Annotated in this window: 23 protein-coding genes; 17 read left to right on the top strand and 6 right to left on the bottom strand. The window is 59.2% G+C overall.

The genetic code is table 11. The features are described 5' to 3' along the window. Positions 1-13 precede the first annotated feature (13 nt). Both CXQ82_RS26900 and CXQ82_RS26895 read right to left on the bottom strand, forming a co-directional pair. Positions 14-2,824: an FAD-binding and (Fe-S)-binding domain-containing protein gene (locus tag CXQ82_RS26900; RefSeq protein ID WP_101273049.1), complete on the bottom strand. Its 2,811-nt coding sequence runs from the start codon at positions 2,822-2,824 to the stop codon at positions 14-16. A 70-nt stretch (positions 2,825-2,894) separates the two neighbouring features. After that, entirely contained in the window at positions 2,895-4,589 is a 1,695-nt protein-coding gene (locus tag CXQ82_RS26895) for a lactate permease LctP family transporter (RefSeq protein WP_101273048.1), read from the bottom strand. Between the two features lie 251 nt (positions 4,590-4,840). Here CXQ82_RS26895 and CXQ82_RS26890 point away from each other — a divergent pair, with 251 nt between their 5' ends. Further along, on the top strand, positions 4,841-5,608 hold the full coding sequence (locus CXQ82_RS26890; protein ID WP_101273047.1) for a GntR family transcriptional regulator: 768 nt from the start codon (positions 4,841-4,843) through the stop codon (positions 5,606-5,608). A gap of 35 nt (positions 5,609-5,643) precedes the next feature. Here CXQ82_RS26890 and smpB read toward each other — a convergent pair whose 3' ends face one another. Continuing rightward, positions 5,644-6,126, bottom strand: coding sequence for an SsrA-binding protein SmpB (smpB, locus tag CXQ82_RS26885; protein ID WP_101273046.1), 483 nt, complete (start codon positions 6,124-6,126; stop codon positions 5,644-5,646). Between the two features lie 166 nt (positions 6,127-6,292). Here smpB and CXQ82_RS26880 point away from each other — a divergent pair, with 166 nt between their 5' ends. Further along, positions 6,293-6,727, top strand: a complete 435-nt coding sequence (locus CXQ82_RS26880) for a type II toxin-antitoxin system RatA family toxin (protein ID WP_101273045.1) — start codon at positions 6,293-6,295, stop codon at positions 6,725-6,727. Then, on the top strand, positions 6,720-7,022 hold the full coding sequence (locus CXQ82_RS26875) for an RnfH family protein (protein ID WP_101273044.1): 303 nt from the start codon (positions 6,720-6,722) through the stop codon (positions 7,020-7,022). Before CXQ82_RS26880 ends, CXQ82_RS26875 begins: the two co-directional genes overlap by 8 nt. A 229-nt stretch (positions 7,023-7,251) precedes the next feature. Here CXQ82_RS26875 and CXQ82_RS26870 read toward each other — a convergent pair whose 3' ends face one another. Next, a complete protein-coding gene (locus CXQ82_RS26870; protein ID WP_101273043.1) occupies positions 7,252-7,779 on the bottom strand; it encodes an outer membrane protein assembly factor BamE in 528 nt (175 codons plus the stop codon). Between the two features lie 98 nt (positions 7,780-7,877). Here CXQ82_RS26870 and fur point away from each other — a divergent pair, with 98 nt between their 5' ends. Continuing rightward, positions 7,878-8,282, top strand: coding sequence for a ferric iron uptake transcriptional regulator (gene fur / locus CXQ82_RS26865; RefSeq protein ID WP_003194220.1), 405 nt, complete (start codon positions 7,878-7,880; stop codon positions 8,280-8,282). 85 nt (positions 8,283-8,367) lie between these two features. Here the strand turns inward: fur and recN are convergent, their stop codons facing one another. Beyond that, a complete protein-coding gene (gene recN, locus CXQ82_RS26860) occupies positions 8,368-10,041 on the bottom strand; it encodes a DNA repair protein RecN (protein WP_101273042.1) in 1,674 nt (557 codons plus the stop codon). 253 nt (positions 10,042-10,294) lie between these two features. Between recN and grpE the strand changes: the two genes are divergently transcribed. The 8 genes from grpE to CXQ82_RS26820 all read left to right on the top strand — a co-directional run bounded on the left by grpE (position 10,295) and on the right by CXQ82_RS26820 (position 20,762). Beyond that, a complete protein-coding gene (gene grpE, locus CXQ82_RS26855; RefSeq protein ID WP_101273041.1) occupies positions 10,295-10,855 on the top strand; it encodes a nucleotide exchange factor GrpE in 561 nt (186 codons plus the stop codon). A 102-nt stretch (positions 10,856-10,957) separates the two neighbouring features. Further along, positions 10,958-12,874, top strand: coding sequence for a molecular chaperone DnaK (gene dnaK, locus CXQ82_RS26850; RefSeq protein ID WP_101273040.1), 1,917 nt, complete (start codon positions 10,958-10,960; stop codon positions 12,872-12,874). 317 nt (positions 12,875-13,191) lie between these two features. After that, positions 13,192-14,316: a molecular chaperone DnaJ gene (gene dnaJ / locus CXQ82_RS26845; RefSeq protein ID WP_101273039.1), complete on the top strand. Its 1,125-nt coding sequence runs from the start codon at positions 13,192-13,194 to the stop codon at positions 14,314-14,316. Between the two features lie 10 nt (positions 14,317-14,326). After that, the gene (gene dapB / locus CXQ82_RS26840) at positions 14,327-15,133 is read left to right on the top strand and encodes a 4-hydroxy-tetrahydrodipicolinate reductase (RefSeq protein WP_101273038.1); all 807 of its coding nucleotides are present in this window, start codon (positions 14,327-14,329) and stop codon (positions 15,131-15,133) included. 259 nt (positions 15,134-15,392) lie between these two features. Next, complete coding sequence (gene carA / locus CXQ82_RS26835) at positions 15,393-16,529, top strand: glutamine-hydrolyzing carbamoyl-phosphate synthase small subunit (RefSeq protein ID WP_101273037.1); 1,137 nt, start codon at positions 15,393-15,395, stop codon at positions 16,527-16,529. Positions 16,530-16,634: 105 nt separating this feature from the next. Continuing rightward, a complete protein-coding gene (carB, locus tag CXQ82_RS26830; RefSeq protein WP_101273036.1) occupies positions 16,635-19,856 on the top strand; it encodes a carbamoyl-phosphate synthase large subunit in 3,222 nt (1,073 codons plus the stop codon). Further along, the gene (gene greA / locus CXQ82_RS26825; protein ID WP_025857108.1) at positions 19,853-20,329 is read left to right on the top strand and encodes a transcription elongation factor GreA; all 477 of its coding nucleotides are present in this window, start codon (positions 19,853-19,855) and stop codon (positions 20,327-20,329) included. Before carB ends, greA begins: the two co-directional genes overlap by 4 nt. Before the next feature lie 28 nt (positions 20,330-20,357). After that, on the top strand, positions 20,358-20,762 hold the full coding sequence (locus CXQ82_RS26820; RefSeq protein ID WP_101273035.1) for an MFS transporter: 405 nt from the start codon (positions 20,358-20,360) through the stop codon (positions 20,760-20,762). Between the two features lie 20 nt (positions 20,763-20,782). Here the strand turns inward: CXQ82_RS26820 and yhbY are convergent, their stop codons facing one another. Further along, positions 20,783-21,091: a ribosome assembly RNA-binding protein YhbY gene (gene yhbY, locus CXQ82_RS26815; protein ID WP_043048386.1), complete on the bottom strand. Its 309-nt coding sequence runs from the start codon at positions 21,089-21,091 to the stop codon at positions 20,783-20,785. A gap of 106 nt (positions 21,092-21,197) precedes the next feature. Between yhbY and rlmE the strand changes: the two genes are divergently transcribed. From rlmE to tpiA, 5 genes are all read left to right on the top strand, one after another. After that, complete coding sequence (gene rlmE / locus CXQ82_RS26810; RefSeq protein ID WP_003235041.1) at positions 21,198-21,848, top strand: 23S rRNA (uridine(2552)-2'-O)-methyltransferase RlmE; 651 nt, start codon at positions 21,198-21,200, stop codon at positions 21,846-21,848. Positions 21,849-22,048: 200 nt separating this feature from the next. After that, positions 22,049-23,959, top strand: coding sequence for an ATP-dependent zinc metalloprotease FtsH (ftsH, locus tag CXQ82_RS26805; RefSeq protein ID WP_101273034.1), 1,911 nt, complete (start codon positions 22,049-22,051; stop codon positions 23,957-23,959). Between the two features lie 8 nt (positions 23,960-23,967). After that, the gene (folP, locus tag CXQ82_RS26800; RefSeq protein WP_101273033.1) at positions 23,968-24,819 is read left to right on the top strand and encodes a dihydropteroate synthase; all 852 of its coding nucleotides are present in this window, start codon (positions 23,968-23,970) and stop codon (positions 24,817-24,819) included. A gap of 16 nt (positions 24,820-24,835) precedes the next feature. Next, positions 24,836-26,173, top strand: coding sequence for a phosphoglucosamine mutase (gene glmM, locus CXQ82_RS26795; protein ID WP_101273032.1), 1,338 nt, complete (start codon positions 24,836-24,838; stop codon positions 26,171-26,173). A 66-nt stretch (positions 26,174-26,239) separates the two neighbouring features. After that, a complete protein-coding gene (gene tpiA, locus CXQ82_RS26790; protein ID WP_003194193.1) occupies positions 26,240-26,995 on the top strand; it encodes a triose-phosphate isomerase in 756 nt (251 codons plus the stop codon). The last annotated feature ends 1 nt before the right edge of the window (position 26,996 follow it).

The following is a 26,996-nucleotide window of genomic DNA, read 5'->3' as shown; positions in this document are numbered from 1 at the left end:
TTTTTTTGCAGGCTTAATGCGCGCGGGCCTGGGTGACGCGGTCCACGAGGTACACCAGGCCGTGGTAATCAATACCGCCATGCTGGCTCAGGCCAATCTCGCAGGTGCGGCTGGTGGAGATGCCTTCGCTGCAATATTGCACGGCGTCCTTGAGTGATCGCAGTGAGTGGGCGTTGAGTTCCGGCGTGGTGAAGCCTTTGTCGCCGGCAAACCCACAGCAGTGGATGCCTTCCGGGATCACCACGGTGTTGGAGCAGCGTCTGGCCAGGTCGATCAATGCCTGGCTTTCTCCCAGGTGTTGGGTGCTGCAGGTGACGTGCACCGCGATCGGCGCCTCTTGGGGTGTGAAGTCGAGGCGGTCCATCAGGTGTGTGCGGATGAAACGTACCGGGTCGTAGAGGTCCAGGCGCGTTTCGCCCAAGTCTTGCACCAGGCGCAGGGTGCAGGGGCTGGTGTCGCAGTAGATCGGGTCGAGCCCACCACGGCTGGCGTGGAGCAGCGCGCCGATCAGTTCCTGGCGCTTGTGCTCAGCCTGTTCGGCATAGCCCTTGGAGGCGAAAGGCTGGCCGCAGCACAGGCTGTCCTGGTTGTCGGGGAACACTACTTGGTAACCGGCTTTTTCCAGCAGGCTCCGGGTTTTGTCGTACAGCGACACCTGTTCTTTATCACCCGCCGCCGGGCCCATGGCGCGTGAGACACAGGCCGCCAGGTAGACCACGCGAGGCCGTTCGTCGGTCACGGCGGGGCTGAAGCGAATGGCTTTTTCCGGCTGCGGCATGGCGTCGGTCCACTGCGGGATCTGCCCCTTGGACAGCCGCGTCACCGTGGCTGAAAGCTTCGCCAGGCGCGGGGCGCCCAACACCATGCGTGCGCCATTGGCGACATGCAGGGTAAAGCGCGCGCCTTGCAGTGCCGTGGCGAAATGGGTGGCGAGCCATTCGGCGGTTTTCGTACGGTCTGCATCGCGGGTGCGCAGCTTTTTCACCAGGTCGCCGGTATTTATTCCCACGGGGCAGCGCTGAGCGCAAAGGCCGGTGGCGGCGCAGGTTTCGATACCTTGATAGTGGTAGGCGGCTTCCAGTTCGGTGGTGTCGACGCCGGCGCGCTTCTTCGCCTGGATATCGCGCCAGATCACGATGCGCTGGCGCGGGCTCAGGGTCAGGCCCTTGGAGGGGCATACCGGCTCGCAGAAACCGCACTCGATGCACTTATCCACAAGCTCGTCGGCGGCGGGCAGCGGCTTGAGGTGCTTGAGGTGAATTTGCGGGTCTTCGCTGAGCACCACATCGGGGTTGAGAATGCCATTGGGGTCCAGCAGGCGCTTGAGTTGCCACATCAGTTGGTAGGCATCGCTGCCCCATTCCAGCTCGACAAACGGCGCCATGTTGCGGCCGGTGCCGTGCTCGGCTTTGAGTGAACCGCCGAACTCCACCGCCACCAGCTGCGCGACGTCGTCCATGAACGCTTGATAACGTGCGACTTCTTCCGCGCTGTTGAAGCCTTGGGTGAACACGAAGTGCAGATTGCCTTCCAGGGCGTGTCCGAAAAGGATGGCTTCGTCGTAGTGATGCTTGTCGAACAGTTCGATCAAGCGGTTCACGCCGATGGCCAGTTGCTCGACCGGAAAGGTGACGTCTTCGATGATCACCGTGGTGCCGGTTTTGCGTACGGCGCCGACGGCGGGGAAGGTGTCTTTACGGATTGCCCACAGGCGGGCGTTTTCCAGCGGGTCCTCGGTGAAGTCGACCTGTTTCTCCACGGGGAAACTGGCCAGGGAATCCATGATCAGCGCCAATTGCTCGTGCAGCAGTGACGGCGTAGCGGCGCGGGATTCAATCAGCAGCGCGCAGGCATTTTCCGACAGGTGTTGTACGAAAGCAGGCATGCCGGGTTTGTCCTGCACCGAGCGCATGCTGCGTCGGTCCAGCAGCTCAACAGCCGAGACCGGTTGGGTTTTCAGCACGCTCACCGCGTTGCAGCAGGTTTCCACATCCGGGAACACAATCAGCGCCGACGCTTTGTTCGGGTGATCGACCACGGTGTTGTAGGTCACTGCGCTGATAAACCCCAGGGTGCCTTCGGAGCCGACCAGCAAGTGGCTGAGGATATCCAAGGGCTCATCAAAATCCACCAAGGCATTGAGTGACAGGCCGGTGGTATTTTTCAGACGGTATTTGTGGCGGATTTTGGCTGCCAGCTCGGCGTTTGCGCGCGTCTCGCGGCCCAGTGTGGCCAAGCGCTCGAGCAGTTCGCCATGCTGTTTACGAAATGTGCTGACACTGGTCGCGTCTTCGGTGTCCAGGCGGCTGCCGTCGGCCAACACCAGGCGAATGCCCGCCAGGGTGTGGTAAGTGTTCTGCGCCGTGCCGCAGCACATTCCGCTGGCATTGTTGGCGACGATGCCACCGATCTTGCAGGCATTGATCGACGCCGGGTCCGGGCCGATCTTGCGCCCGAACGGCGCCAGCCAGGCATTCGCCTGGGCGCCGATTACGCCCGGTTGCAGGCGGATCTGTGTGCCTTGCCCGCGAATCTCGCGGCCGTTCCAATTGTCGCCCAGCACGATCAGCACTGAATCACTGATGGCTTGCCCGGACAGGCTGGTGCCGGCGGCGCGGAAGGTCACCGGCACTTGGTCGCGCTGGGCCAGGTGCAACAGCGCGACGACTTCGTCTTCTGACTCCACGCGGATTACCAGTTGTGGGATCAGCCGGTAAAAACTGGCGTCGGTGCCGAAGGCGAGGGTGGAAAGTGGATCGTCGAAACGCCGATTTTTCGGGATCAGTTGTGCGGCGTCGCTCAGGAAAGCAGCAGGCAGGCTCATCGGTCCTCCAGAAATAGCAGACGCCGGAACCGTTGTCCGGCGTCGATTCTTACCCTATTACGTGCAGGTCTCAGTGCACCAGCATACCGGTGAACCAGTAGGCCTGGGCCAGCGTGATCAGCCCGACGATGGTGGCAAAGAACAGGCTGTGCTTGAGGGTGAAGCGGAACAGGTCGGATTCCTTGCCCACCAGGCCGGTGGCTGCGCAGGCCACGGCGATCGACTGCGGCGAGATCATCTTGCCGGTCACGCCGCCACTGGTGTTAGCCGCTACCAGCAAGGTGTCATTGACGCCGATCTGGTGGGCGGTGGTGGCTTGCAGGGAGCTGAACAGGGCGTTGGACGAGGTGTCGGAGCCTGTCAGGAAAACGCCTAGCCAGCCGAGGAATGGCGAGAAGAACGGGAACGCAGCACCGGTACCGGCCAGCACCAGGGCCATGGTTGAAGACATGCCGGAGTAGTTGGTAACAAAAGCGAACGCCAGCACCATGCCAATGGACAGGATCGGCCATCGCAATTCAAAGAAGGTCTCTTTTAAAGTGGTAAGACCAGTTTTTATATCGATCTTGAGTACCAGCATCGACACCAGTGCGGAGAAGAAAATCGCCGTGCCGGTTGCCGAGATCGGGTCCAGCTTGAATACGGCAGGGATCGCGGTGGGGTTGGTGACGATCGGCGCCACCTTGATCACCAGTTGATCCAGGTGCGGGATGGCAAAGTTGAACACCCAGCTGTACATCGAGCCGCCTGCGGCAAACATCGCCTTGAACGGTTTGAGAGTCCAGATGGTGACCAGCACGGTGAGGATCAGGAACGGTGACCAGGCCTTGAAAATCTGCCCCAGGCTATAAGGCGAGGCGACTGTACTGCGTGGCAGGCCGAAGCCGCCCGCGCTGGCGGTGATCGCTACGCCGGAGGTGGCGCCGGCAATCTGTGCGCCTGCGGTGCGCTTGGGTTGCCAGACTTTCAGGAACAAGGTCAGGGAAATCAGGCTGGCCAGCGCCGAGGTGATGTCCGGCAGTTCCGGGCCGATGAAGTTGGAGGTGAAGTACTGGGTGACGGCAAAGCTCAAGCCGGCGACCAGTGCGGCCGGCCAGGTTTCGCGCACGCCGCGCAGGCCGTCCATCATGAACACCAGCCAGAACGGCACGAACAGTGATAACAGGGGCAGTTGGCGACCGGTCATGGCGCCGATCTTGAAGGCGTCGATGCCGGTGACCTGGCCTGCGACGATGATCGGGATACCCAGTGCGCCGAAGGCCACGGGTGCGGTGTTGGCAATCAGGCACAGGCCTGCGGCGTAGAGCGGGTTGAAGCCCAGGCCGACCAGCAGCGCGGCAGTGATCGCCACGGGGGCACCGAAGCCGGCGGCGCCTTCCAGGAAGGCGCCGAAGCAGAAGCCGATCAGCAGCACTTGCAGGCGCTGGTCGTCGGTGATCGACAGCACGGAACTGCGGATGATCTCGAACTGGCCGCTCTTGACCGTCAGTTTGTAGAGGAACACGGCTGCCACGATGATCCAGGCGATGGGCCACAGGCCATAGGCAAAACCATAGCCGGCGGCAGCCAGCGCCATGTCTACCGGCATCTGGAAGGCGAAGATCGCGACCAAGATCGACAGCGCCAGGGTGATGCTCCCGGCGACGTGGCCTTTGAGGCGAAACACAGCCAGGGCCAGGAAGAAGAATACGATGGGAATAACGGCGGCCAGTGCGGACAGGCCGAGGCTGCCGAGCGGGCTGTAGAGCTGTTGCCAGGTTTGCATATGGGGTGGCCCCTGATTGTTGTTGTTTGGTCAGCTTGGATAATTGGTAATACCAATTTACAATCGCTGTCGGCTAGGTTAAAAGGCTTGGGGCCGGTGTGTCAATTTGCCGCTTGCGAAACTTTGGTCGTAGGTTGGCGTGGCAGGCGATCTGAGCGGGTAAATCGAAGGTGTTCTGATAGGTGCTGCAAGCGCGGCGATAGGCCAGAATAGAGGGCCCGGCGAGTGGTCGGGATGGTGGAGAGTGAGTTATGGGGTTTGATCAGGTGCGTCAGCGCCGTTTGTCTGACGATATTGTCGAGCAGCTTGAGGGCATGATCCTTGAGGGCACGCTGAAGTCAGGCGAGCGCTTGCCGGCCGAGCGCGCGTTGGCCGAGCAATTTGGCGTGTCGCGCCCGTCTTTGCGGGAGGCGATCCAGAAGCTGGCGGCCAAGGGCTTGTTGGTGAGTCGTCAGGGGGGTGGCAATTATGTCGCGGACTCCCTGGGCTCGACCTTCAGCGATCCGCTCCTGCATCTGTTGGAAAACAACCCCGAAGCACAGCGTGATCTGCTGGAGTTTCGTCAGACGTTAGAAGCCTCTTGTGCTTATTACGCAGCCTTGCGTGCGACTGAGGTTGACCGCGAGCGGCTCACCGCTGCATTTGAGGCGCTACAGGATTGCTACACCCGCGCCGATGACGTCAGTCGGGCGGAGGAGGGGGCTGCGGATGCAAGGTTTCACTTGGCGATTGCTGAAGCCAGCCATAACGCGGTGTTATTGCACACGATTCGCGGGCTGTTCGATCTGCTTAAACGCAACGTAGTGACCAACATCGGCGGCATGTACCAGCAGCGCACGGAAACCCGCGACATGCTGATCAGCCAGCACCGGGATCTGTACCTGGCGATTATCGAAGGGCGTGCCGAGCAGGCACGGGACGTTTCAACGCGTCACCTGCTGTATGTGCAGGAAGTGTTGGAAGAGGTGCGTCAGGAGGTTCAGCGCGTGGCGCGTGCGGAGCGGCGCAAGGGGATGTAGCCGGGGGCGGGCCCGAGGCTACACCGCTGCAAGGATTACTCTTCCTTGCCCTTGTTGCGTACGGCGCGATGCAGTTCTCGGTTGGAATCACGCTCACGCTCGGTATCACGCTTGTCGTATTCCTTCTTACCCTTGCCCAGGGCAATCTCGCACTTGACCAGGTGCTTGCTCCAATACCAGGACAGGCAGACGCAGGCATAGCCTTTCTGCTGCACCGCTTGGGCGAGCTTTTCCAGTTCGCGGGCATTGAGCAACAGCTTGCGCGTGCGCACCGGGTCGGCAATCACGTGGGTGCTCGCGGTGGTCAGCGGGGTGATATGACTGCCGAGCAGCCACGCCTCGCCATCCTTGAGCAGCACATAGCTGTCGACCAGTTGCAGCTTGCTGGCGCGCAGACTTTTTACTTCCCAGCCGGCCAGGACCAGACCAGCCTCGAAACGATGTTCGATGAAGTAATCGTGTCGCGCCTTTTTATTTTGCGCGATGGTCCCTGTGGGGTGTTTCTTTTGTTTAGCCATAGGGGCGGCATTATAGGGAGTTGCGAGCGTGTCGGCTACGGTCAACCTGCGTGCTTGAGCGTGTTGGACGAATCCCGGACAATGCGGGCAGTTCTTTGGTTTTTTTCTTTCGCGGATCGGGCTGTTCTTTCGCGATGTTTGCCTCAGCGGTGGAAATAACGCACACATGACGACGCATATTCAACGTTCGGCGCTGCTGCCCTATCCGGCACAGGCGCTCTATGACCTGGTCAACGACGTGGCGCGTTACCCGGAATTCTTGCCGTGGTGTTCAGCGGCCGAAGTGCTGGAGGGCAGTGATGAGCATATGGTCGCCCGTGTTGGGGTGGCGAAGGGTGGGCTTAGCCAGCACTTTGTTACGCGCAATGTGCTGGTGCCTGGCAAATCCATCGAAATGAATCTTGAGGAAGGGCCCTTTACCCAGTTGCATGGCGTGTGGGTATTCAAGGCGCTGACTGACAAGGCGTGCAAGATCAGCCTGGATCTTTCGTTTGATTACGCCGGGCCGATTGTTCGCGCGACGTTGGGGCCTTTGTTCAATCAGGCGGCCAATACCTTGGTGGATGCGTTCTGCCAGCGCGCCAAGCAGCTGCATGGTTGATATAGAAGTGGTGTATGCCGCCGAAGACCGTCAGGTTCTGTTGGCGGTGACGGTGCCGGCGGGCACCAGCTTGCGGGCGGCGGTGCAGGCTTGCGGTATTGCGGCGCAGTTCCCGGCGCTGGACCTGGCTGATTGCCCCTTGGGGATATTCGGTAAGGTGGTTGCGGACCCCGAGGTGCGTGCAGCACAGGCGGGTGATCGTATTGAGATTTACCGGCCCCTGCTGGCAGATCCTAAAGAAGTGCGCAGGTTGCGTGCGGCCAAGGCGGCCCTGGCCAAACAGCAGAGTTCATAGGCCTGCCCAATAGCAGGCATCCCCCCCTCTGTGGCGAGCGGGCTTGCCCGCGTTGGGTGGCGAAGCCACCCCAAAACCACGCGCCTCTAGCTGAATGACACGCCGCAGTGGTCTTATATTTGGGGCCGCTTCGCAGCCCAGCGCGGGCAAGCCCGCTCGCCACAAAAGCCGCTTTGTAGCAGGCGATAAAAAACCCGGCATGCCGGGTTTTTTATTGAGCGCCGCAAGCTTACTGCGGGCTGGTGTCCAGAGGCTGTGGCGTCGGGACGGGTACGGTTTCTACGCCGTCGACGTCTTTCTGGATCTTGTCCAGCAAGGAGCCTGGCTTGGCCGGTACTTCGGACTTCGGCTTCTCGGCGTCCTGCGCAGGCGCAGTCACGTTGGTGCCGTTGTCCTTGCCGAGCAAGGCTTCATCACGGCTTACACCGGGCATGAAGTCACCGGACAGGCTGACAAGCTGGTCATTGCCATTAAAGATGACGCTGACGCGTTCCTGCTGGCGTTCACCGCCACCAGGCTGCAGGCTGTAGAGATAATCCCAGCGATCGGCGTGGAAAGTGTCGGTCAGCAGGGGGTTGCCCATGATAAACCGTACTTGCCGTCGGGTCATTCCCGGGCGTAACTGGTCTATCATGTCCTGCGTGACGACATTGCCCTGCTGGATGTCGATTTTGTAAACCCCGGGGAATGAACAACCGGCGAGTGCGAGCAGTCCCACAAAGGTGAAACTGGTTAGCAAGAGCTTGGTGTTTTGCATCGGTGGGCGACTTCCACTATCTTGGCTGGGACAACGTAAACGCCGATCATACCCGTATTAAGAGAAGCTGCGAAGCAGCATCCGCGAGAAAGCTAACCATGGTTGAAAATAGCGAACTACGCAAAGCCGGTCTTAAAGTGACTCTGCCACGAGTCAAGATTCTACAAATGCTCGATTCTGCTGAGCAGCGCCACATGAGTGCCGAGGATGTTTACAAGGCGCTGATGGAGTCTAACGAGGACGTTGGCCTGGCCACGGTTTACCGTGTGCTGACCCAGTTTGAAGCCGCAGGGCTGGTGGTTCGTCATAATTTCGACGGCGGTCATGCAGTGTTCGAATTGGCTGACGGTGGTCATCACGACCATATGGTTGACCTGGATACCAATGAGGTTATCGAGTTCACCAGTCCTGAAATCGAAGCGCTGCAGCACAAGATTGCTGAGGAGCATGGCTTCGATTTGGTTGACCACAATCTTGTGTTGTACATCCGTAAGAAAAAGTAAAAATCGACGCAGATTCCCTCTGCGAAACGATCGAAGGCGACCCTAGGGTCGCCTTCGTGCTTTCTATAAGAAGGAAATTGTCGGCCTAGGCCTTGGCGGCCACGACCATTTTCTTTGCGTGGGCCAGAGACTCTTTGGTCAGATCGATACCGCCGAGCATGCGCGCCACTTCTTCCACGCGCTCCGACTTGTTCAGCTTGGACACGGCCGTGTGTGTAGCATCGCTGCCTCGCACCTTGTGCACGAACAGGTGCTGATGCCCTTGTGCCGCCACTTGCGGCAAGTGGGTCACGGTAAGCACCTGGCCTCTGTCCCCCAGGCGGCGCAACAACTGGCCAACAATTTCTGCGGTTGGCCCGCCAATACCTACGTCCACTTCGTCAAACACCAGCGTCGGCACTCGCGAGGTTTGCGCGGTGATGACCTGGATTGCCAGGCTGATGCGTGACAGCTCGCCGCCGGAGGCCACTTTAGCCAACGCCTTGAGCGGCTGCCCGGGGTTGGCGCTGACCAGCAGCTCTACCTGTTCCAGGCCATGGGGTTGCAGTTCATTGCTGGCGTTGGCGCGCAGTTCAATGGTGAAGCGCCCGCCCGGCATGCCCAGGCGCTGAATCTCCAGCTCCACGGCAGTCGCCAGGCCGGTGGCGGCTTGCTGGCGCAGGTCGCTCAGTTCGCGGGCCTTCTCTTGATAGTGGCGAGCGAACGAGGCGAGTTCATCACCCAGGCGCTCGATGGATTCGTCGTTGGCATTCAGGGTTTCGATTTCATCCAGCAGCTTTTGCTGCATCGTTGCCACTTCGGTGGGCTGAATTCGGTGTTTGCGCGCCAGGGTATAGATGGTGTCCAGGCGTTCTTCGATTTCTTGCAGGCGCGAGGGGTCGGCGTCGAAGTGGTCCAGGAAGCGATTCAGCTCGCCAACGGCTTCTTCTACCTGGATCTGCGCGCTGGTGAGCAGGGTGGTGGCTTCGCTCAGTGAGCCTGACGCGTTGTTCACGCTGGACAGGCGGTTGAGGCTGGCCGTAAGCGCGTTAAGCACATTGCCCGAGTCGCTCTCGCTGCATTGCTCCACCACCTGGCGGCAGATAGCCAGCAAGGTTTCGGCGTTGGTGAGGTTCTTGTGCTCCTGCTCGAGTTGTTCCAGCTCGGTCTCGCCGAGGGCCAGGCTTTCCAGCTCTTCAAGCTGATAGCTGAGCAGTTGGTGGCGAGCGCGCTGCTCGTCGCCGGAGTTGGAGAGTCGCTCCAGCTCCTGGCGGGTCTGGCGCCAGCGTTGAGCGGCCAGCTGTACTTGGCGTGCAAGGTCGGTGGCACCGGCGTATTCGTCGAGTAGGCGGCGGTGGGTATCGGTTTTCAGCAGGGATTGGTGTTCATGCTGGCTGTGGATATCGATCAGCAGCTCGCCCAGGGCCTTCAAGTCGCCCAGGGGGCAGGGGGTGCCATTGATATAGCCGCGCGAGCGCCCTTCGGCGGTGATCACCCGGCGCAGGATGCACGGCCCTTCATTATTCAGGTCGCGCTCGGCCAGCCAGGCTTCGGCTTCAGGGATGTCCGCCAGGTCGAAGGTGGCCAGAATGTCGGCCTTGTCCGCGCCGGGGCGTACCACACCGCTGTCGGCGCGGTCGCCCAGGGTCAAGCCGAGGGCATCGAGCATGATCGACTTGCCGGCGCCGGTTTCGCCTGTGATTACGCTCATCCCGCGATCCAGTTCAAGATCCAGGTGTTCAACGATGGCGTAGTTATGTACGGACAGGTGCACGAGCATGAAGGTCGCTCCCAGGCTTTAGGTCTGGTTATTTATACAGTGTTTAGTTCCGGGCTGACAATCCTGATGCTTAGCTCGATTTGCTTGATTCGAGGCTTTTTTTAGCGCGACAAGGAATGACCGCGCAGGAATTGATCCAGATCACAGAGAGACTTTTGGTAACGCCTGCGCCCTTGAACCCTGAAATTGTGGCCCCATATACCGGAACAGAAGCGCGAGTTGAGTTCGCGCATGATTTTGAAAGGAGAAATCTATGGCTGACGAACAGACGCAGGATACGCAAACTCCAGACGCCAACTCGGCTGCCGGTGATGAGCTGGCGACCCGTGTACAAGTGCTCGAAGAGCAATTGGCTGCTGCGCAGGACCAGTCTTTGCGTGTTGCCGCCGATCTGCAGAACGTCCGCCGCCGTGCCGAGCAGGATGTAGAGAAGGCTCACAAATTCGGGCTGGAAAAATTTGCCGGTGACTTGCTGCCGATCATCGACAGCCTGGAGCGTGGCCTTGAGTTGTCCAACCCGGACGACGAAAACATCCGCCCGATGCGCGAAGGGATCGAACTGACCCTGAAAATGTTCCAGGACACCCTGAAGCGTTATCAGCTGGAAGCCATCGATCCACAAGGCGGCGAACCGTTCAACGCTGAGCATCACCAAGCCATGGCCATGCAGGAAAGCCATGACCTGGAGCCTAACAGCGTATTGAAAGTGTTCCAGAAGGGTTATCAGCTGAACGGCCGCTTGCTGCGCCCGGCGATGGTTGTGGTGAGCAAGGCGCCTGCACCGGTTTCACCGTCGATTGATGAGCAGGCTTGAAATTCGTCGCCGAGCCCCCATCTATAAGTCAAGCGTTTAAGTGCTACCGCAGTTAGCCACCACTGCTGCGGCAACCAAATTCAAGTTTCGGGAGAGTAAATCATGGGCAAAATTATCGGTATTGACCTGGGGACCACCAACTCCTGCGTCTCCGTGCTGGAAAACGGCGTTGCTAAAGTTATCGAAAACGCCGAAGGCGCGCGTACCACGCCGTCGATCATTGCTTACGCCAACGACGGTGAAATCCTCGTCGGTCAATCGGCCAAGCGTCAGGCTGTGACCAACCCGCATAACACGCTGTACGCGGTAAAGCGTCTGATCGGTCGTAAGTTCGACGAAGAAGTCGTACAGAAAGACATCAAGATGGTCCCTTACAAAATCGCCAAGGCTGACAACGGTGACGCCTGGGTTGAAGTAAACGGCCAGAAAATGTCGCCGCCGCAAATCTCGGCTGAAATCTTGAAAAAGATGAAGAAAACCGCCGAAGACTACCTCGGTGAAGCAGTGACTGAAGCGGTGATCACCGTTCCGGCCTACTTCAACGACAGCCAGCGCCAGGCGACCAAAGACGCCGGCCGCATCGCGGGCCTGGACGTAAAACGTATCATCAACGAACCCACCGCGGCTGCTCTGGCTTACGGCATGGACAAGGCCAAGGGCGACCACACTGTGATCGTTTATGACCTGGGTGGCGGTACCTTCGACGTCTCCGTGATCGAGATCGCTGAAGTTGACGGCGAGCACCAGTTCGAAGTGTTGGCCACCAACGGTGACACCTTCCTGGGTGGTGAAGACTTTGACATTCGCTTGATCGACTACCTCGTAGACGAGTTCAAGAAAGAAAGCGGCATGAACCTCAAGGGTGACCCGCTGGCGATGCAGCGCCTGAAAGAAGCCGCTGAGAAAGCCAAGATCGAGCTGTCTTCCGCTCAGTCGACCGACGTGAACCTGCCATACATCACTGCAGACGCTACCGGTCCTAAGCACTTGAACGTGAAGATCTCGCGCGCCAAGCTGGAAGCGCTGGTTGAAGACCTGGTTCAACGCACCATCGAACCTTGCCGCATCGCGCTGAAAGACTCCGGCATCGACGTTGGCTCGATCAACGACGTGATCCTGGTAGGCGGCCAGACCCGTATGCCACTGGTTCAGAAATTGGTTACCGAGTTCTTCGGCAAAGAAGCACGTAAAGACGTGAACCCGGACGAAGCCGTTGCCATGGGTGCTGCCATCCAGGGTGCGGTACTGGCCGGCGATGTGAAAGACGTGTTGCTGCTGGACGTGAGCCCACTGACCCTGGGTATCGAAACCATGGGCGGCGTGATGACTGCGCTGATCGAGAAAAACACCACGATTCCTACCAAGAAATCGCAAGTGTTCTCGACTGCCGATGACAACCAGGGCGCTGTGACCATTCACGTGCTGCAAGGTGAGCGTAAGCAAGCCGCTCAGAACAAGTCCCTGGGCAAGTTCGACCTGGCTGAGATTCCACCAGCACCACGTGGCGTGCCACAAATCGAAGTGACCTTCGACATCGACGCCAACGGCATCCTGCACGTGGGTGCGAAAGACAAGGCTACCGGCAAAGAGCAGAAGATCACCATCAAGGCCAACTCCGGTCTGTCTGATGAAGAAATTCAACAGATGATTCGTGATGCTGAAACCAACGCCGAAGCCGACAAGAAGTTCGAAGAGTTGGCAGGTGCCCGTAACCAGGGCGACGCGCTGGTTCACTCGACGCGTAAAATGATCGCTGATGCTGGCGACAAAGTGACTGCTGAAGAGAAGGCCGCAATCGAAGCTGCCGTGGTTGCCCTGGAAGCCGCCGTTAAAGGCGACGACAAGGCTGCCATCGAAGCCAAGGTTGAGGAGCTGTCGAAAGTCTCCGCGCCAGTTGCCCAGAAAATGTACGCCGAACAAGGTCAGCCAACTGACGGTGCTGCGCAACAGGCAGAGCCTGAAGCCAAGCACGACGACGTTGTCGATGCCGAGTTCGAAGAAGTCAAAGACCAGAAGTAAGTTGGTCGCCCGGTTGACCGCTATCAAGCGGTGACTGGTAGGATGTCGCCGCGCGGGAGCTTGCTCCCGCGTTGGCGTGTCTGGGGTATGCGAATTTTTACAGCATGCGACAAGCGTCGGATGCTGGCGGTGTGATCGGAGATGCTCCTGCTTTCCGAGCATTAAATACCGCGTTTTTGGCCGGGTACCTGGCTAAAAGTAGTAAAGACCAGGATCGTTGAATTGACGTGAGTTGGGTCCGGGCCTGTATTGGGGCTCAACGAGTTTGGCAAGGCTCAGGAGGGTCTGGCTGAACGTCCTTAAGAGTGCAAAGACTTATGGCAAAGCGTGACTATTACGAAGTGTTGGGTGTGGAGCGTGGCTCCAGCGAGGCGGACCTGAAAAAGGCTTACCGTCGCCTGGCGATGAAGCACCACCCGGACCGTAATCCGGATAGCAAAGAATCCGAAGAAATGTTCAAAGAGGCCAATGAGGCCTACGAATGCCTGTCTGATCCCAACAAGCGTGCGGCCTACGATCAGTATGGCCATGCCGGTGTCGACCCGAGCATGGGTGGCGGCGGTGCAGGCTTTGGCGGTCAGAACTTCTCCGATATTTTCGGCGACGTATTCAGCGACTTCTTCGGCGGTGGCCGAGGTGGCCAGCGTGGCGGTGCCCAGCGTGGCAGCGACTTGCGCTACACCCTGGAGCTGAACCTGGAAGAGGCCGTGCGTGGCACCAGCGTCAATATCCGCGTACCGACGCTGGTCAATTGCAAGCCGTGCGACGGTTCGGGCGCCAAGAAGGGCTCCTCGCCAATCACCTGCCCGACCTGCGGCGGTATTGGCCAGGTCCGTATGCAGCAGGGCTTCTTCTCGGTGCAGCAAACCTGCCCGCGTTGCCATGGCCAGGGCAAGATCATTTCCGATCCGTGCGACTCCTGCCATGGCGAAGGCCGCGTCGAAGAGTACAAGACCTTGTCGGTGAAAGTGCCGGCGGGTGTGGATACCGGTGATCGTATTCGCCTGTCGGGCGAAGGCGAGGCGGGCACTCAGGGCGGCCCTACGGGTGACCTGTACGTGGTGATCAATGTGCGCGAGCACTCGATCTTCCAGCGCGATGGCAAGCACCTGTTCTGCGAAGTGCCGATCAGCTTTGTCGACGCGGCCCTGGGTGGCGAGCTGGAGATTCCGACCCTCGACGGTCGGGTCAAGCTCAAGATCCCTGAGGGGACGCAGACCGGCAAGCAGTTCCGCATCCGTGGCAAAGGCGTTGCGCCGGTGCGCGGTGGCGGTGCAGGCGACCTGATGTGCAGTGTGGTCGTGGAAACGCCGGTGAACCTGGGGCGCCGTCAGCGTGAGCTGCTGGAAGAGTTCCGCAGTTCGCTGGAAGGTGACAACTCCCATTCGCCGAAAACCGCTGGCTTTTTCGACGGTGTGAAGCGCTTCTTCGGCGACCTGTAAGGAATTGAGTATGCGACGTATAGCCGTAATGGGCGCTGCCGGGCGCATGGGCAAGACGCTGGTCGAGGCGGTGCAGCAGCGCTCGCCGGCCTCCGGGCTGACCGCGGCGATCGTCCGCCCGGGCAGCACGTTGATCGGTGCGGATGCCGGTGAGTTGGCCTCGCTCGGGCGTATCGGTGTGTCGTTGTCGAGCAGCCTGGATCAGGTGGCCGACGAGTTCGACGTGTTGATCGACTTCACCCTGCCTGAGGTGATGCTGAAAAACCTGGCCTTCTGCCGCAAGGCCGGCAAGGCCATGGTGATCGGTACCACGGGCTTGAGTGCTGAGCAGAAGCAGTTGCTGGTGGAGGCGGGCAAGGATATCCCTATCGTCTTCGCGGCCAACTTCAGTGTGGGTGTGAACCTGTCGCTCAAGCTGCTCGATCTGGCGGCGCGTGTGCTGGGGGATGAGGCGGATATCGAGATCATCGAGACCCATCACCGCCACAAGATCGATGCGCCGTCGGGTACTGCGCTGCGCATGGGCGAAGCTATCGCCGATGCGCTGGGTCGGGACTTGTCGAAAGTCGCGGTCTACGGTCGTGAAGGCCATACCGGCGCGCGTGCGCGGGACACCATTGGCTTTGCCACCGTACGCGGGGGTGATGTGGTGGGGGATCACACCGTGCTGTTCGCCACTGAGGGCGAGCGCCTGGAAATCACGCACAAGGCGTCCAGCCGCATGACGTTTGCCAAGGGGGCGGTACGTGCTGCGCTCTGGTTGGACGGTCGTGAACCTGGCCTGTACGACATGCGTGATGTGCTGGATCTGCACTAATCAGTAGCTAAAACGGGGCCTCAGGATTATCCTAAGGCCCCGTTTTTACCCGCTAAGCGACGTCCTGTCGCATTCTCCTGCCTTTAAGGCTCATTAGCGGTGGACCAAAAAAGCCTTTTTCTGTAAGCTACAGCTTTAGTGTGTCCACTAAAAGCGCGCAGAATAATTCAGTGAAGAAGCGGGGTGACGTGTCCATACGTCACTCCGCTTTTTTACAACCTGCGATCGCCCTTTCAGGCTTTATTTACGGGAGGTCTTCTTGACTAAGCCAGCCATACTCGCCCTTGCTGATGGCAGCATTTTTCGCGGCGAAGCCATTGGAGCCGACGGTCAAACCGTTGGAGAGGTGGTGTTTAACACCGCCATGACCGGCTATCAGGAAATCCTTACCGATCCTTCCTACGCCCAACAGATCGTTACCCTGACCTATCCGCACATCGGCAACACCGGTACTACACCGGAAGACGTCGAGTCTGATCGTGTCTGGTCGGCTGGCCTGGTCATCCGTGACCTGCCACTGGTTGCGAGCAACTGGCGTAACACGATGTCGCTGTCCGATTACCTGAAAGCCAACAACGTTGTGGCGATCGCTGGTATCGATACGCGCCGCCTCACGCGCATCCTGCGTGAAAAAGGCTCGCAGAACGGCTGCATCATGGTCGGTGACAATATTTCCGAAGAAGCAGCGATTGCTGCAGCGCAAGGCTTCCCTGGCCTGAAGGGCATGGACCTGGCGAAAGTTGTCAGCGTCAAAGAGAAGTACGAGTGGCGCTCCACTGTCTGGGACTTGAAAACCGACAGCCACGCGACCATCGAAGCCAGCGAGTTGCCTTATCACGTTGTCGCTTATGACTACGGCGTTAAGTACAACATCCTGCGCATGCTGGTTGAGCGCGGCTGCCGCGTCACCGTCGTACCGGCGCAAACTCCGGCGAGCGACGTACTGGCCCTGCAACCGGACGGCGTGTTCCTGTCCAACGGCCCGGGTGACCCTGAGCCGTGCGACTACGCCATCCAGGCCATCAAGGAAGTGCTGGAAACCGAGATCCCGGTATTCGGTATCTGCCTGGGCCACCAGTTGCTGGCCCTGGCCTCCGGCGCCAAGACCCTGAAAATGGGCCACGGCCACCACGGCGCCAACCACCCTGTGCAAGACCTGGACACTGGCGTTGTGATGATCACCAGCCAGAACCACGGTTTTGCGGTGGATGAAGCGACTTTGCCGAGCAACGTGCGCGCCATTCACAAGTCGCTGTTCGACGGTTCCCTGCAAGGCATCGAGCGCACCGACAAGAGCGCGTTCAGCTTCCAGGGCCACCCTGAAGCAAGCCCGGGCCCGAACGACGTAGCGCCGCTGTTCGACCGTTTCATCAATGAGATGGCCAAGCGACGCTGACTGAGCGGCTTGCGGGCGGCCCCGAATGTCGGTGGCCCCCGCAGGCTCTTCAAAGATTGTTCAAGACGGCTTGCCGACTGACCTGCGGATTTGAGTGACAAACCCATGCCAAAACGTACAGACATAAAAAGCATCCTGATTCTCGGCGCTGGCCCGATCGTGATCGGCCAGGCATGTGAATTCGACTACTCCGGCGCCCAGGCCTGCAAGGCCCTGCGCGAAGAGGGCTACCGCGTCATCCTGGTGAACTCCAACCCGGCCACCATCATGACCGACCCGGACATGGCCGACGCCACCTACATCGAGCCGATCAAGTGGCAGACCGTTGCCAAGATCATCGAAAAAGAGCGCCCGGACGCACTGCTGCCAACCATGGGCGGCCAGACTGCTCTGAACTGCGCCCTGGACCTGGAGCGCGAAGGCGTCCTGGAAAAGTTCGGCGTAGAGATGATCGGTGCCAACGCCGACACCATCGACAAGGCTGAAGACCGCTCGCGTTTCGACAAGGCCATGAAGTCCATCGGCCTGGATTGCCCGCGTTCCGGTATTGCCCACAGCATGGAAGAGGCCAATGCGGTTCTCGAAAAGCTCGGCTTCCCATGCATCATTCGTCCGTCCTTCACCATGGGTGGCACGGGTGGCGGGATTGCGTACAACCGTGAAGAGTTCGAAGAAATCTGCGCCCGTGGTCTGGACCTGTCGCCGACCAAAGAGCTGCTGATCGACGAGTCGCTGATCGGCTGGAAAGAGTACGAGATGGAGGTTGTTCGCGACAAAAAGGACAACTGCATCATCGTCTGCTCGATCGAAAACTTCGACCCGATGGGCGTGCACACCGGTGACTCGATCACCGTTGCTCCGGCACAAACCCTGACGGACAAGGAATACCAGATCATGCGTAACGCCTCGTTGGCGGTACTGCGTGAGATCGGCGTTGAAACCGGCGGTTCCAACGTACAGTTCGGTATCTGCCCGGACACCGGCCGCATGGTCGTGATCGAGATGAACCCGCGCGTATCGCGTTCCTCGGCGCTGGCCTCCAAAGCGACCGGCTTCCCGATTGCGCGCATCGCGGCCAAGCTGGCGATCGGTTACACCTTGGACGAGCTGCAAAACGAAATCACTGGCGGCGCTACACCGGCGTCCTTCGAGCCGTCGATCGACTACGTCGTGACCAAGCTGCCACGCTTCGCCTTCGAGAAATTCGCCAAGGCTGACGCACGCCTGACCACTCAGATGAAGTCGGTTGGTGAAGTCATGGCCATCGGCCGGACTTTCCAGGAATCCCTGCAGAAAGCCCTGCGCGGCCTGGAAGTAGGCGTTTGCGGCCTGGACGAGAAGCTCGACCTGAGCAACCCGGAAAGCATGAGCGTGCTCAAGCGCGAGCTGACCGTGCCGGGCGCCGAGCGTATCTGGTATGTGGCTGACGCCTTCCGTGCCGGCCTGAGCGTCGAAGATATCTTCGGCATGAACATGATCGACCCGTGGTTCCTGGTGCAGATCGAAGATCTGATCAAGGAAGAAGAGAAGGTCAAGACCCTGGGTCTGGCCAGCATCGACCGTGACATGATGTTCCGCCTCAAGCGCAAAGGCTTCTCCGATCAGCGTCTGGCCAAGCTGCTGGGTGTGACCGAGAAGAACCTGCGCACGCATCGCCACAAGCTGGATATTTTCCCGGTCTACAAGCGCGTTGACACCTGCGCGGCCGAGTTCGCAACCGACACCGCCTACCTGTACTCCACTTACGAGGAAGAGTGCGAAGCTGCGCCGTCGGGCCGCGACAAGATCATCATCCTGGGTGGCGGTCCAAACCGTATCGGCCAGGGTATCGAGTTCGACTACTGCTGCGTACACGCCGCTCTCGCCCTGCGCGAAGACGGGTACGAGACCATCATGGTCAACTGCAACCCGGAAACTGTTTCCACTGACTACGACACTTCCGACCGCCTGTACTTCGAGCCGGTAACCCTGGAAGACGTGTTGGAAATCTGTCGCGTCGAGAAGCCGAAAGGCGTGATCGTCCAGTACGGCGGCCAAACCCCGTTGAAACTGGCTCGCGCCCTGGAAGCTGCCGGCGTACCGATCATCGGTACCAGCCCGGACGCTATCGACCGTGCCGAAGACCGTGAGCGCTTCCAGCAAATGGTTGAGCGCCTGAACCTGCGTCAACCGCCAAACGCCACCGTGCGCAGCGAAGACGAAGCCATTCGTGCAGCCAGCAAGATCGGCTACCCGCTGGTGGTGCGTCCGTCCTACGTACTGGGCGGCCGGGCGATGGAAATCGTCTACGAAGAAGAAGAACTCAAGCGTTACCTGCGTGATGCGGTGAAAGTCTCCAACGACAGCCCGGTGCTGCTGGATCACTTCCTCAACTGCGCCATCGAAATGGACGTGGATGCGGTGTGCGACGGTACTGACGTCGTCATCGGCGCGATCATGCAGCACATCGAACAGGCGGGCGTTCACTCCGGTGACTCCGCATGCTCGCTGCCGCCGTACTCGCTGCCGGCGCACATCCAGGACGAGATGCGCGAACAGGTCAAGAAAATGGCCCTGGAATTGGGCGTGGTTGGCCTGATGAACGTACAGTTGGCGCTGCAAGGCGAAGACATCTACGTCATCGAAGTTAACCCGCGCGCCTCGCGTACCGTGCCATTTGTTTCCAAGTGCATCGGTGTGTCCCTGGCCATGATCGCTGCCCGCGTGATGGCCGGTAAAACCCTGAAGGAAATCGGCTTCACCAAGGAAATCATTCCTAACTTCTACAGTGTGAAAGAGGCGGTGTTCCCATTCGCCAAATTCCCTGGTGTGGACCCGATCCTGGGCCCAGAGATGAAGTCCACCGGTGAAGTGATGGGCGTGGGCGACACCTTTGGTGAAGCATTCGCCAAGGCCCAGATGGGCGCGAGCGAAGTACTGCCGACCGGCGGCACTGCGTTCATCAGCGTGCGTGATGACGACAAGCCACTGGTTGCAGGCGTGGCCCGTGATCTGATCAACTTGGGTTTCGAAGTCGTGGCTACCGCCGGGACCGCCAAGCTGATCGAAGCCGCCGGCCTGAAAGTGCGTCGCGTGAACAAGGTGACGGAAGGCCGTCCGCACGTGGTCGACATGATCAAGAATGACGAAGTCACCCTGATCATCAACACCACCGAAGGTCGCCAGTCGATCGCCGACTCTTACTCCATTCGTCGTAACGCCTTGCAGCACAAGATCTACTGCACCACCACCATTGCTGCTGGCGAAGCTATCTGCGAAGCGCTCAAGTTCGGTCCGGAAAAGACCGTGCGTCGCTTGCAGGATCTACACGCAGGATTGAATGCATGACCAAATACCCAATGACCGTCCAGGGCTTCAAGGCCCTGGAAGAGGAGCACGCCCATCTGACCAAGGTCGTACGTCCAAAGCTGAGCCAGGACATCGGTACGGCCCGCGAGCTGGGTGACTTGAAGGAAAACGCCGAATACCACGCTGCTCGCGAGCAGCAAGGTATGGTCGAGGCGCGGATCCGTGATATCGAAGGCCGCCTGCAGAACTCGGTGGTAATCGATGTAACGACCATTCCGAAGACCGGCAAGGTGATTTTCGGCACCACGGTGGAAATCGCCAACGTCGAGACTGACGAAAGCGTGGTCTACCACATCGTGGGTGAAGACGAAGCTGACTTCAAACTCGGCAAGATTTCCGTTGGATCTCCGCTGGCCCGCGCCTTGATTGCCAAGGAAGAGGGTGATGTGGTGGCGGTGAAGACCCCTGGCGGCGTGATCGAGTACGAGATTGTTGAAGTTCGTCACATCTGAAAGACGGCGCCCGCTTCGTGCGGGCGCCATGCTTTGGCAGCTCTCCCAGATGCTTTGGGTGGGCGGCCTGTGGCTGTTGCATATTGGCGTGTTACCGGCGCTGGGCCTGATTGGCCTGGCGCCGTTGCTGATCGATGAGATCGATGGATTACTGAGCGCGTTGCTGGTGGGTTTTGCGGCGGCGTGCGTGACGATCCAGGCGTTGGTGCTGGTCAAGGCCGAAGGCTTGGGGAGTTTGTGGCGGGATATTCGCGGGCAACTGCTGTTGATGGCGCTGTATGCGTGTGCGATGTACTACATCGTGCATATTTGGCTGCCGGAAGCGTTGCGCTGGCAGCTATTCAGCTATCTTGTGCTAGGGTTCTCCGGCCTGGTGCTGGTGATACAGCCCGCACCGGGATGGAGTGGCGGGGCGCGCGAAGCACGCCCGTGACCCTTGTAGCCATTTGAACATTACTTGAAGCGATGAACGTTCGACAGTTGCTTGTTGACGCTGAAGTTCTTGCGATACAGCAGCGCCATCTTGCCGATGACCTGAACCAGGTCGGCTTTGCCAGCCTTGCACAGTTCTGCAACGGCAGCCAGGCGAGCTTCACGATCAAGGATGTTGACCTTGATCTTGATCAGCTCGTGATCGTTCAGTGCGCGTTCAAATTCGGCTAACACACCTTCAGTCAAACCGTTGTCTGCCACAATCAGAACTGGTTTCAGATGGTGGCCAATGGATTTGTACTGTTTCTTCTGCTCTTGAGTGAGCGGCATAATCTGACCCCTGCGTCTGATCTTGTAAAAAGCGGCGGCCAGTTTACCCGAGCGAGTCCGGGACCGCCCAGTTAATCACGACCCGTTTTATTTTTCGAGGTGGCCCGTGGCCCGTTCCAAAACTAGCCTTAAGTGGCTGCAAGAGCATTTCAACGACCCTTACGTCAAAAAGGCGCAAAAGGACGGCTATCGTTCCCGGGCCAGTTACAAGCTGCTGGAGATCCAGGACAAGGACAAATTGATCCGTCCTGGCATGAGCGTTATCGACCTGGGCGCCGCCCCGGGTGGCTGGTCTCAGGTGACCAGTCGTCTGATTGGTGGGCAGGGTCGCCTGATCGCTTCTGACATTCTGGAAATGGACAGCATCCCGGATGTGACCTTTGTTCACGGTGACTTCACCCAGGACAGCGTACTCGCAGAGATCCTTGAGGCCGTGGGAAATTCTCAGGTAGACCTTGTGATTTCCGACATGGCCCCCAATATGAGTGGATTACCGGCCGTTGATATGCCGCGAGCCATGTTCCTGTGTGAACTGGCACTGGATTTGGCGGGTCGGGTTTTGCGTCCTGGTGGTGATTTCCTGGTGAAAGTCTTCCAGGGCGAGGGTTTCGACGAGTACCACAAGAACATTCGCAAGTTGTTCGACAAGGTACAGACGCGCAAACCTGACTCCTCGCGAGACAGGTCCCGCGAGCAATATCTGCTGTGCCGCGGCTTCCGCGGTGTTGAAGGCGCTGCCAGCGAAGAGCGTTTTTGAGGAATTGGAGGAGGGCGATAGGTTTTTTTATATCGCTTTCGTCACGAAGCTTTACGAATATTGTGTAGTCAAAGTTTCACAAAGGGTTACAGACGGCGCCTGCCAGTGTTGTAGGTAATGTAGTAAGTTAGGCCGGTGAATATCATGCGAAGCGCGCGCCAGTAGCGGAGCTTGCTTCAGAGGGTAGTTAATTGAACGATATGGCAAAGAATCTGATCCTGTGGTTGATCATCGCGGCTGTCCTGGTGACGGTGATGAACAACTTCTCCAGCCCTAACGAGCCGCAGACCCTCAACTATTCCGACTTCATCCAGCAAGTTAAGGATGGCAAGGTCGAGCGCGTGACGGTCGATGGCGCTGTAATCACCGGCAAGCGCAACGATGGCGATGGCTTCAAGACCATTCGCCCGAATATCCCGGACAATGGCCTGATCGGCGACCTGGTGGACAACAAAGTCGTTGTTGAAGGCAAGCAGCCTGAGCAGCAGAGCATCTGGACTCAACTGCTGGTGGCCAGCTTCCCGATCTTGGTGATCATCGCCGTGTTCATGTTCTTCATGCGCCAGATGCAAGGTGGCGCGGGGGGCAAGGGCGGCCCTATGAGCTTCGGTAAGAGCAAGGCACGCCTGCTCTCTGAAGACCAGGTGAAAACCACCCTGGCCGATGTCGCGGGTTGCGATGAGGCCAAGGAAGAAGTTGGCGAACTGGTTGAGTTCCTGCGTGATCCGGGCAAGTTCCAGCGCCTGGGCGGTCGTATTCCTCGCGGTGTGCTGATGGTTGGTCCTCCGGGTACGGGTAAAACCTTGCTGGCCAAGGCGATTGCCGGCGAAGCCAAGGTGCCGTTCTTCACTATTTCCGGTTCTGACTTCGTCGAAATGTTCGTCGGTGTCGGTGCCAGCCGTGTTCGCGATATGTTCGAGCAGGCCAAGAAGCACGCGCCATGCATCATCTTCATCGATGAAATCGACGCCGTTGGTCGCCATCGTGGTGCTGGCATGGGCGGCGGTCATGACGAGCGCGAGCAGACTCTCAACCAATTGCTGGTTGAGATGGATGGCTTTGAAATGAATGACGGCATCATCGTCATCGCAGCTACCAACCGTCCGGACGTACTCGACCCTGCGCTGCTGCGTCCAGGTCGTTTCGACCGTCAGGTGGTGGTCGGCTTGCCGGACATCCGTGGTCGCGAACAAATCCTGAAAGTGCACATGCGCAAAGTGCCAATGGGTGACGACGTGGCTCCGGCCGTGATTGCCCGTGGTACCCCAGGCTTCTCCGGTGCAGACTTGGCCAACCTGGTGAACGAGGCGTCGCTGTTTGCCGCCCGTACCGGCAAGCGCATCGTTGAAATGAAAGAATTCGAGCTGGCAAAAGACAAGATCATGATGGGCGCCGAGCGCAAATCCATGGTCATGTCCGAGAAAGAAAAGCAGAACACCGCTTATCACGAAGCTGGTCACGCCATTGTTGGGCGCGTTGTGCCTGAGCACGACCCGGTCTACAAAGTGTCGATCATTCCTCGTGGTCGGGCGCTGGGTGTCACCATGTTCCTGCCGGAGGAGGATCGCTACAGCCTCTCCAAGCGCGCGCTGATCAGCCAGATCTGCTCGCTGTATGGCGGCCGGATTGCTGAAGAGATGACCCTGGGCTTCGATGGTGTGACCACCGGTGCCTCCAACGACATCATGCGTGCCAGCCAGATTGCACGGAACATGGTGACCAAGTGGGGCCTGTCGGAAAAACTCGGTCCTTTGATGTATGCCGAGGAAGACGGTGAAGTGTTCCTGGGTCGTGGCGGTGGCGGTCAAAGTGCCAGTTTCTCCGGTGAGACAGCCAAGCTGATCGACTCCGAAGTGCGCAGCATCATTGACCAGTGCTACGGCACGGCCAAGCAGATCCTGACCGACAACCGTGACAAGTTGGACGCCATGGCTGATGCGCTGATGAAGTACGAGACCATTGATGCCGACCAGATCGATGACATCATGGCTGGCCGTGCGCCGCGTGAGCCTCGCGACTGGGAAGGTGGTTCGGGTACCTCGGGCACTCCGCCAGTGGTCCAGAACGAACGTCCGGAAACCCCGATCGGCGGCCCGGCAGCTGACCACTAAGGTTTGAAATGACTTCTGCGTTGTCCTCCACCCGGTTGCCTTGCGGCAACCGGGTTCTTGATTTGGCCCATACACATGTCATGGGCATTCTTAACGTAACCCCCGACTCTTTTTCCGACGGCGGCCGCTTCAGCCAGCTGGATGCGGCATTGCGTCATGCCGAGGCGATGGTAGCGGCGGGGGCGACCCTGATTGATGTCGGCGGTGAGTCGACGCGGCCCGGCGCTCGCGTTGTTTCTCCGGTGGAAGAGCTGGAGCGCGTGGCGCCGATTGTCGAGCGCATCGCGCGCGAGTTGGATGTGATCATCTCGGTGGACACATCGACTCCGGCGGTTATGCGTGAGACCGCACGCCTGGGAGCCGGGCTGATCAATGACGTGCGTTCGCTGCAGCGTGATGGCGCCCTGGATGCGGCGGCGGCCACCGGCCTGCCGGTGTGTCTGATGCATATGCTCGGTGAGCCCGGCAATATGCAGGACGATCCACACTACGACGACCTGGTTGGCGAGGTGGGTGACTTCCTTGCAGAAAGGATCGCCCAATGTGCTGCTGTGGGGATCGCACCTGAAAAGATCATCCTTGATCCAGGATTTGGCTTTGCCAAGACCCTGCAACATAATTTAAGCCTGTTCAAACACATGGAATCCCTGCATGCCCTTGGTCGGCCCCTGTTGGTCGGCGTTTCGCGCAAGAGCATGATAGGGCTGGCGCTGAATCGTCCGGTGGGTGAGCGGCTGTACGGTGGTCTTGCACTGGCGGCGCTTGCCGTAACCAAGGGTGCGCGGATCCTGCGCGTGCACGACGTTGCCGAGACCGTGGATGTGGTGCGCATGCTTGCCGCTGTAGAATCAGCCGAATAAGAATGATGGAGCACTTATGACTAAAAAATACTTTGGCACCGACGGTATCCGTGGTCGGGTCGGCGAGTTTCCGATTACTCCTGATTTCATGCTCAAGCTGGGTTGGGCGGCAGGCATGGCGTTCCGTAGCATGGGCGCGTGCCGCATCCTGGTGGGCAAGGACACCCGAATCTCGGGGTACATGTTTGAATCTGCGCTGGAGGCCGGTCTGTCGGCCGCAGGCGCCGATGTGATGCTGCTGGGGCCAATGCCGACGCCGGCTATCGCTTACCTGACGCGTACCTTTCACGCTGAAGCCGGTATTGTGATCAGCGCCTCTCACAACCCCCATGATGACAATGGCATCAAGTTCTTCTCGGGTCAGGGCACCAAGCTGCCGGACGAGATCGAGTTGATGATCGAAGAGCTGCTGGATGCGCCGATGACGGTGGTTGAGTCCAGCAAGCTGGGCAAGGTGTCGCGTATCAACGACGCATCAGGCCGTTACATCGAATTTTGCAAAAGCAGCGTGCCGACCAGTACCAATTTTGCTGGCCTGAAGATCGTTGTCGATTGCGCCCACGGTGCGACCTACAAAGTGGCGCCGAGCGTATTCAAGGAGCTGGGTGCCGATGTGACGGTACTGTCGGCCCAGCCAAATGGTTTGAATATCAACGAAAACTGCGGCTCCACCCATATGGAGCAGTTGCAGGCCGCTGTCCTGGCTGAGCACGCAGACCTCGGTATCGCGTTTGATGGTGATGGCGACCGTGTGTTGATGGTCGATCACACTGGTGCCGTGGTGGATGGTGATGACCTGCTGTTCATCATCGCTCGCGACCTGCATGAGCGTAACAAGCTGCAAGGCGGCGTCGTCGGTACGCTGATGAGCAACTTGGGCCTTGAACTGGCCCTGGCGGATCTGGGCATCCCGTTCGTTCGCGCGAACGTCGGCGACCGCTATGTGATCGCCGAACTGCTGGAGCGTAACTGGCAGGTGGGGGGTGAGAACTCCGGGCATGTAGTGTGCTTCCAGCACACCACCACCGGCGATGCAATTATTGCGGCGTTGCAGGTGCTGTTGTCCCTGCGTCGTCGTGAAGAGAGCCTGGCCCAGGCGCGCCAGGCTCTGCGCAAGTGCCCGCAGGTTTTGCTCAATGTGCGTTTTGCGGGTGGCGAAAACCCGATCGAGCACCCTGCTGTCAAAGAGGCCTGCGAGCGCGTGACCCTGGCAATGGCGGGGCGTGGGCGGGTGCTGTTGCGCAAGTCCGGCACAGAGCCTCTGGTGCGCGTTATGGTCGAAGGTGACGACGAAACACAGGTTCGCGGCCATGCCGAAGACCTGGCAAAACTGGTAACTGAAGTTTGCGCCTGAATTCGGCTTGCCAGTGATGATGTGGTTGGGTAACATCTGCGCCCACTTTGACCGACGAGGTACAGCATGCGTCGCACTATGGTAGCTGGTAACTGGAAGATGCACGGTACCCGCGCCAGTGTCGCTGAGCTGATCAACGGCCTTCGTCACTTGGCATTGCCTAGCGGTGTCGATGTTGCGGTTTTCCCGCCTTGCTTGCATATCAACCAAGTGGTTGATGGCTTGAAAGGCAAGTCGATTCAGGTCGGCGCGCAGAACTCTGCGGTGGAGCCAATGCAAGGTGCATTGACCGGTGAGATTTCGCCGAGTCAGTTGGTTGATGCGGGTTGTTCCTATGTGCTTGTCGGGCACTCCGAGCGTCGTCAGATGATGGGCGAGCGTGATGGGACACTCAATCGCAAGTTCGCAGCGGCACAGGCTTGTGGCTTGATTCCGGTGTTGTGCATAGGGGAGACCCTTGAGCAGCGTGAATCAGGCAAGACTCTTGAAGTTGTCTCGCGTCAGCTGGGCAGCATCATCGAGGAGCTGGGTGTTGGTGCGTTTGCAAAGGCAGTAATTGCTTACGAGCCGGTCTGGGCCATTGGCACCGGGCTGACTGCTACACCGCAACAGGCGCAGGATGTGCACGCAGCCATCCGCGCGCAGTTAGCGGCAGAGAATTCTGAAGTCGCACAAGGTGTGCGGCTTCTATACGGCGGCAGCGTGAAGGCGGCCAATGCGGTCGAACTGTTCGGCATGCCGGATATCGATGGGGGGCTCATTGGTGGAGCTTCCCTGAATGCAGATGAGTTCGGTGCGATCTGTCGCGCCGCGGGAAACTGAA

This window comes from Pseudomonas sp. S09G 359 (assembly GCF_002843605.1).
In the GTDB taxonomy this organism is placed as follows: Bacteria; Pseudomonadota; Gammaproteobacteria; order Pseudomonadales; family Pseudomonadaceae; genus Aquipseudomonas.
This window is presented reverse-complemented; position numbering and strand designations above follow the sequence as displayed.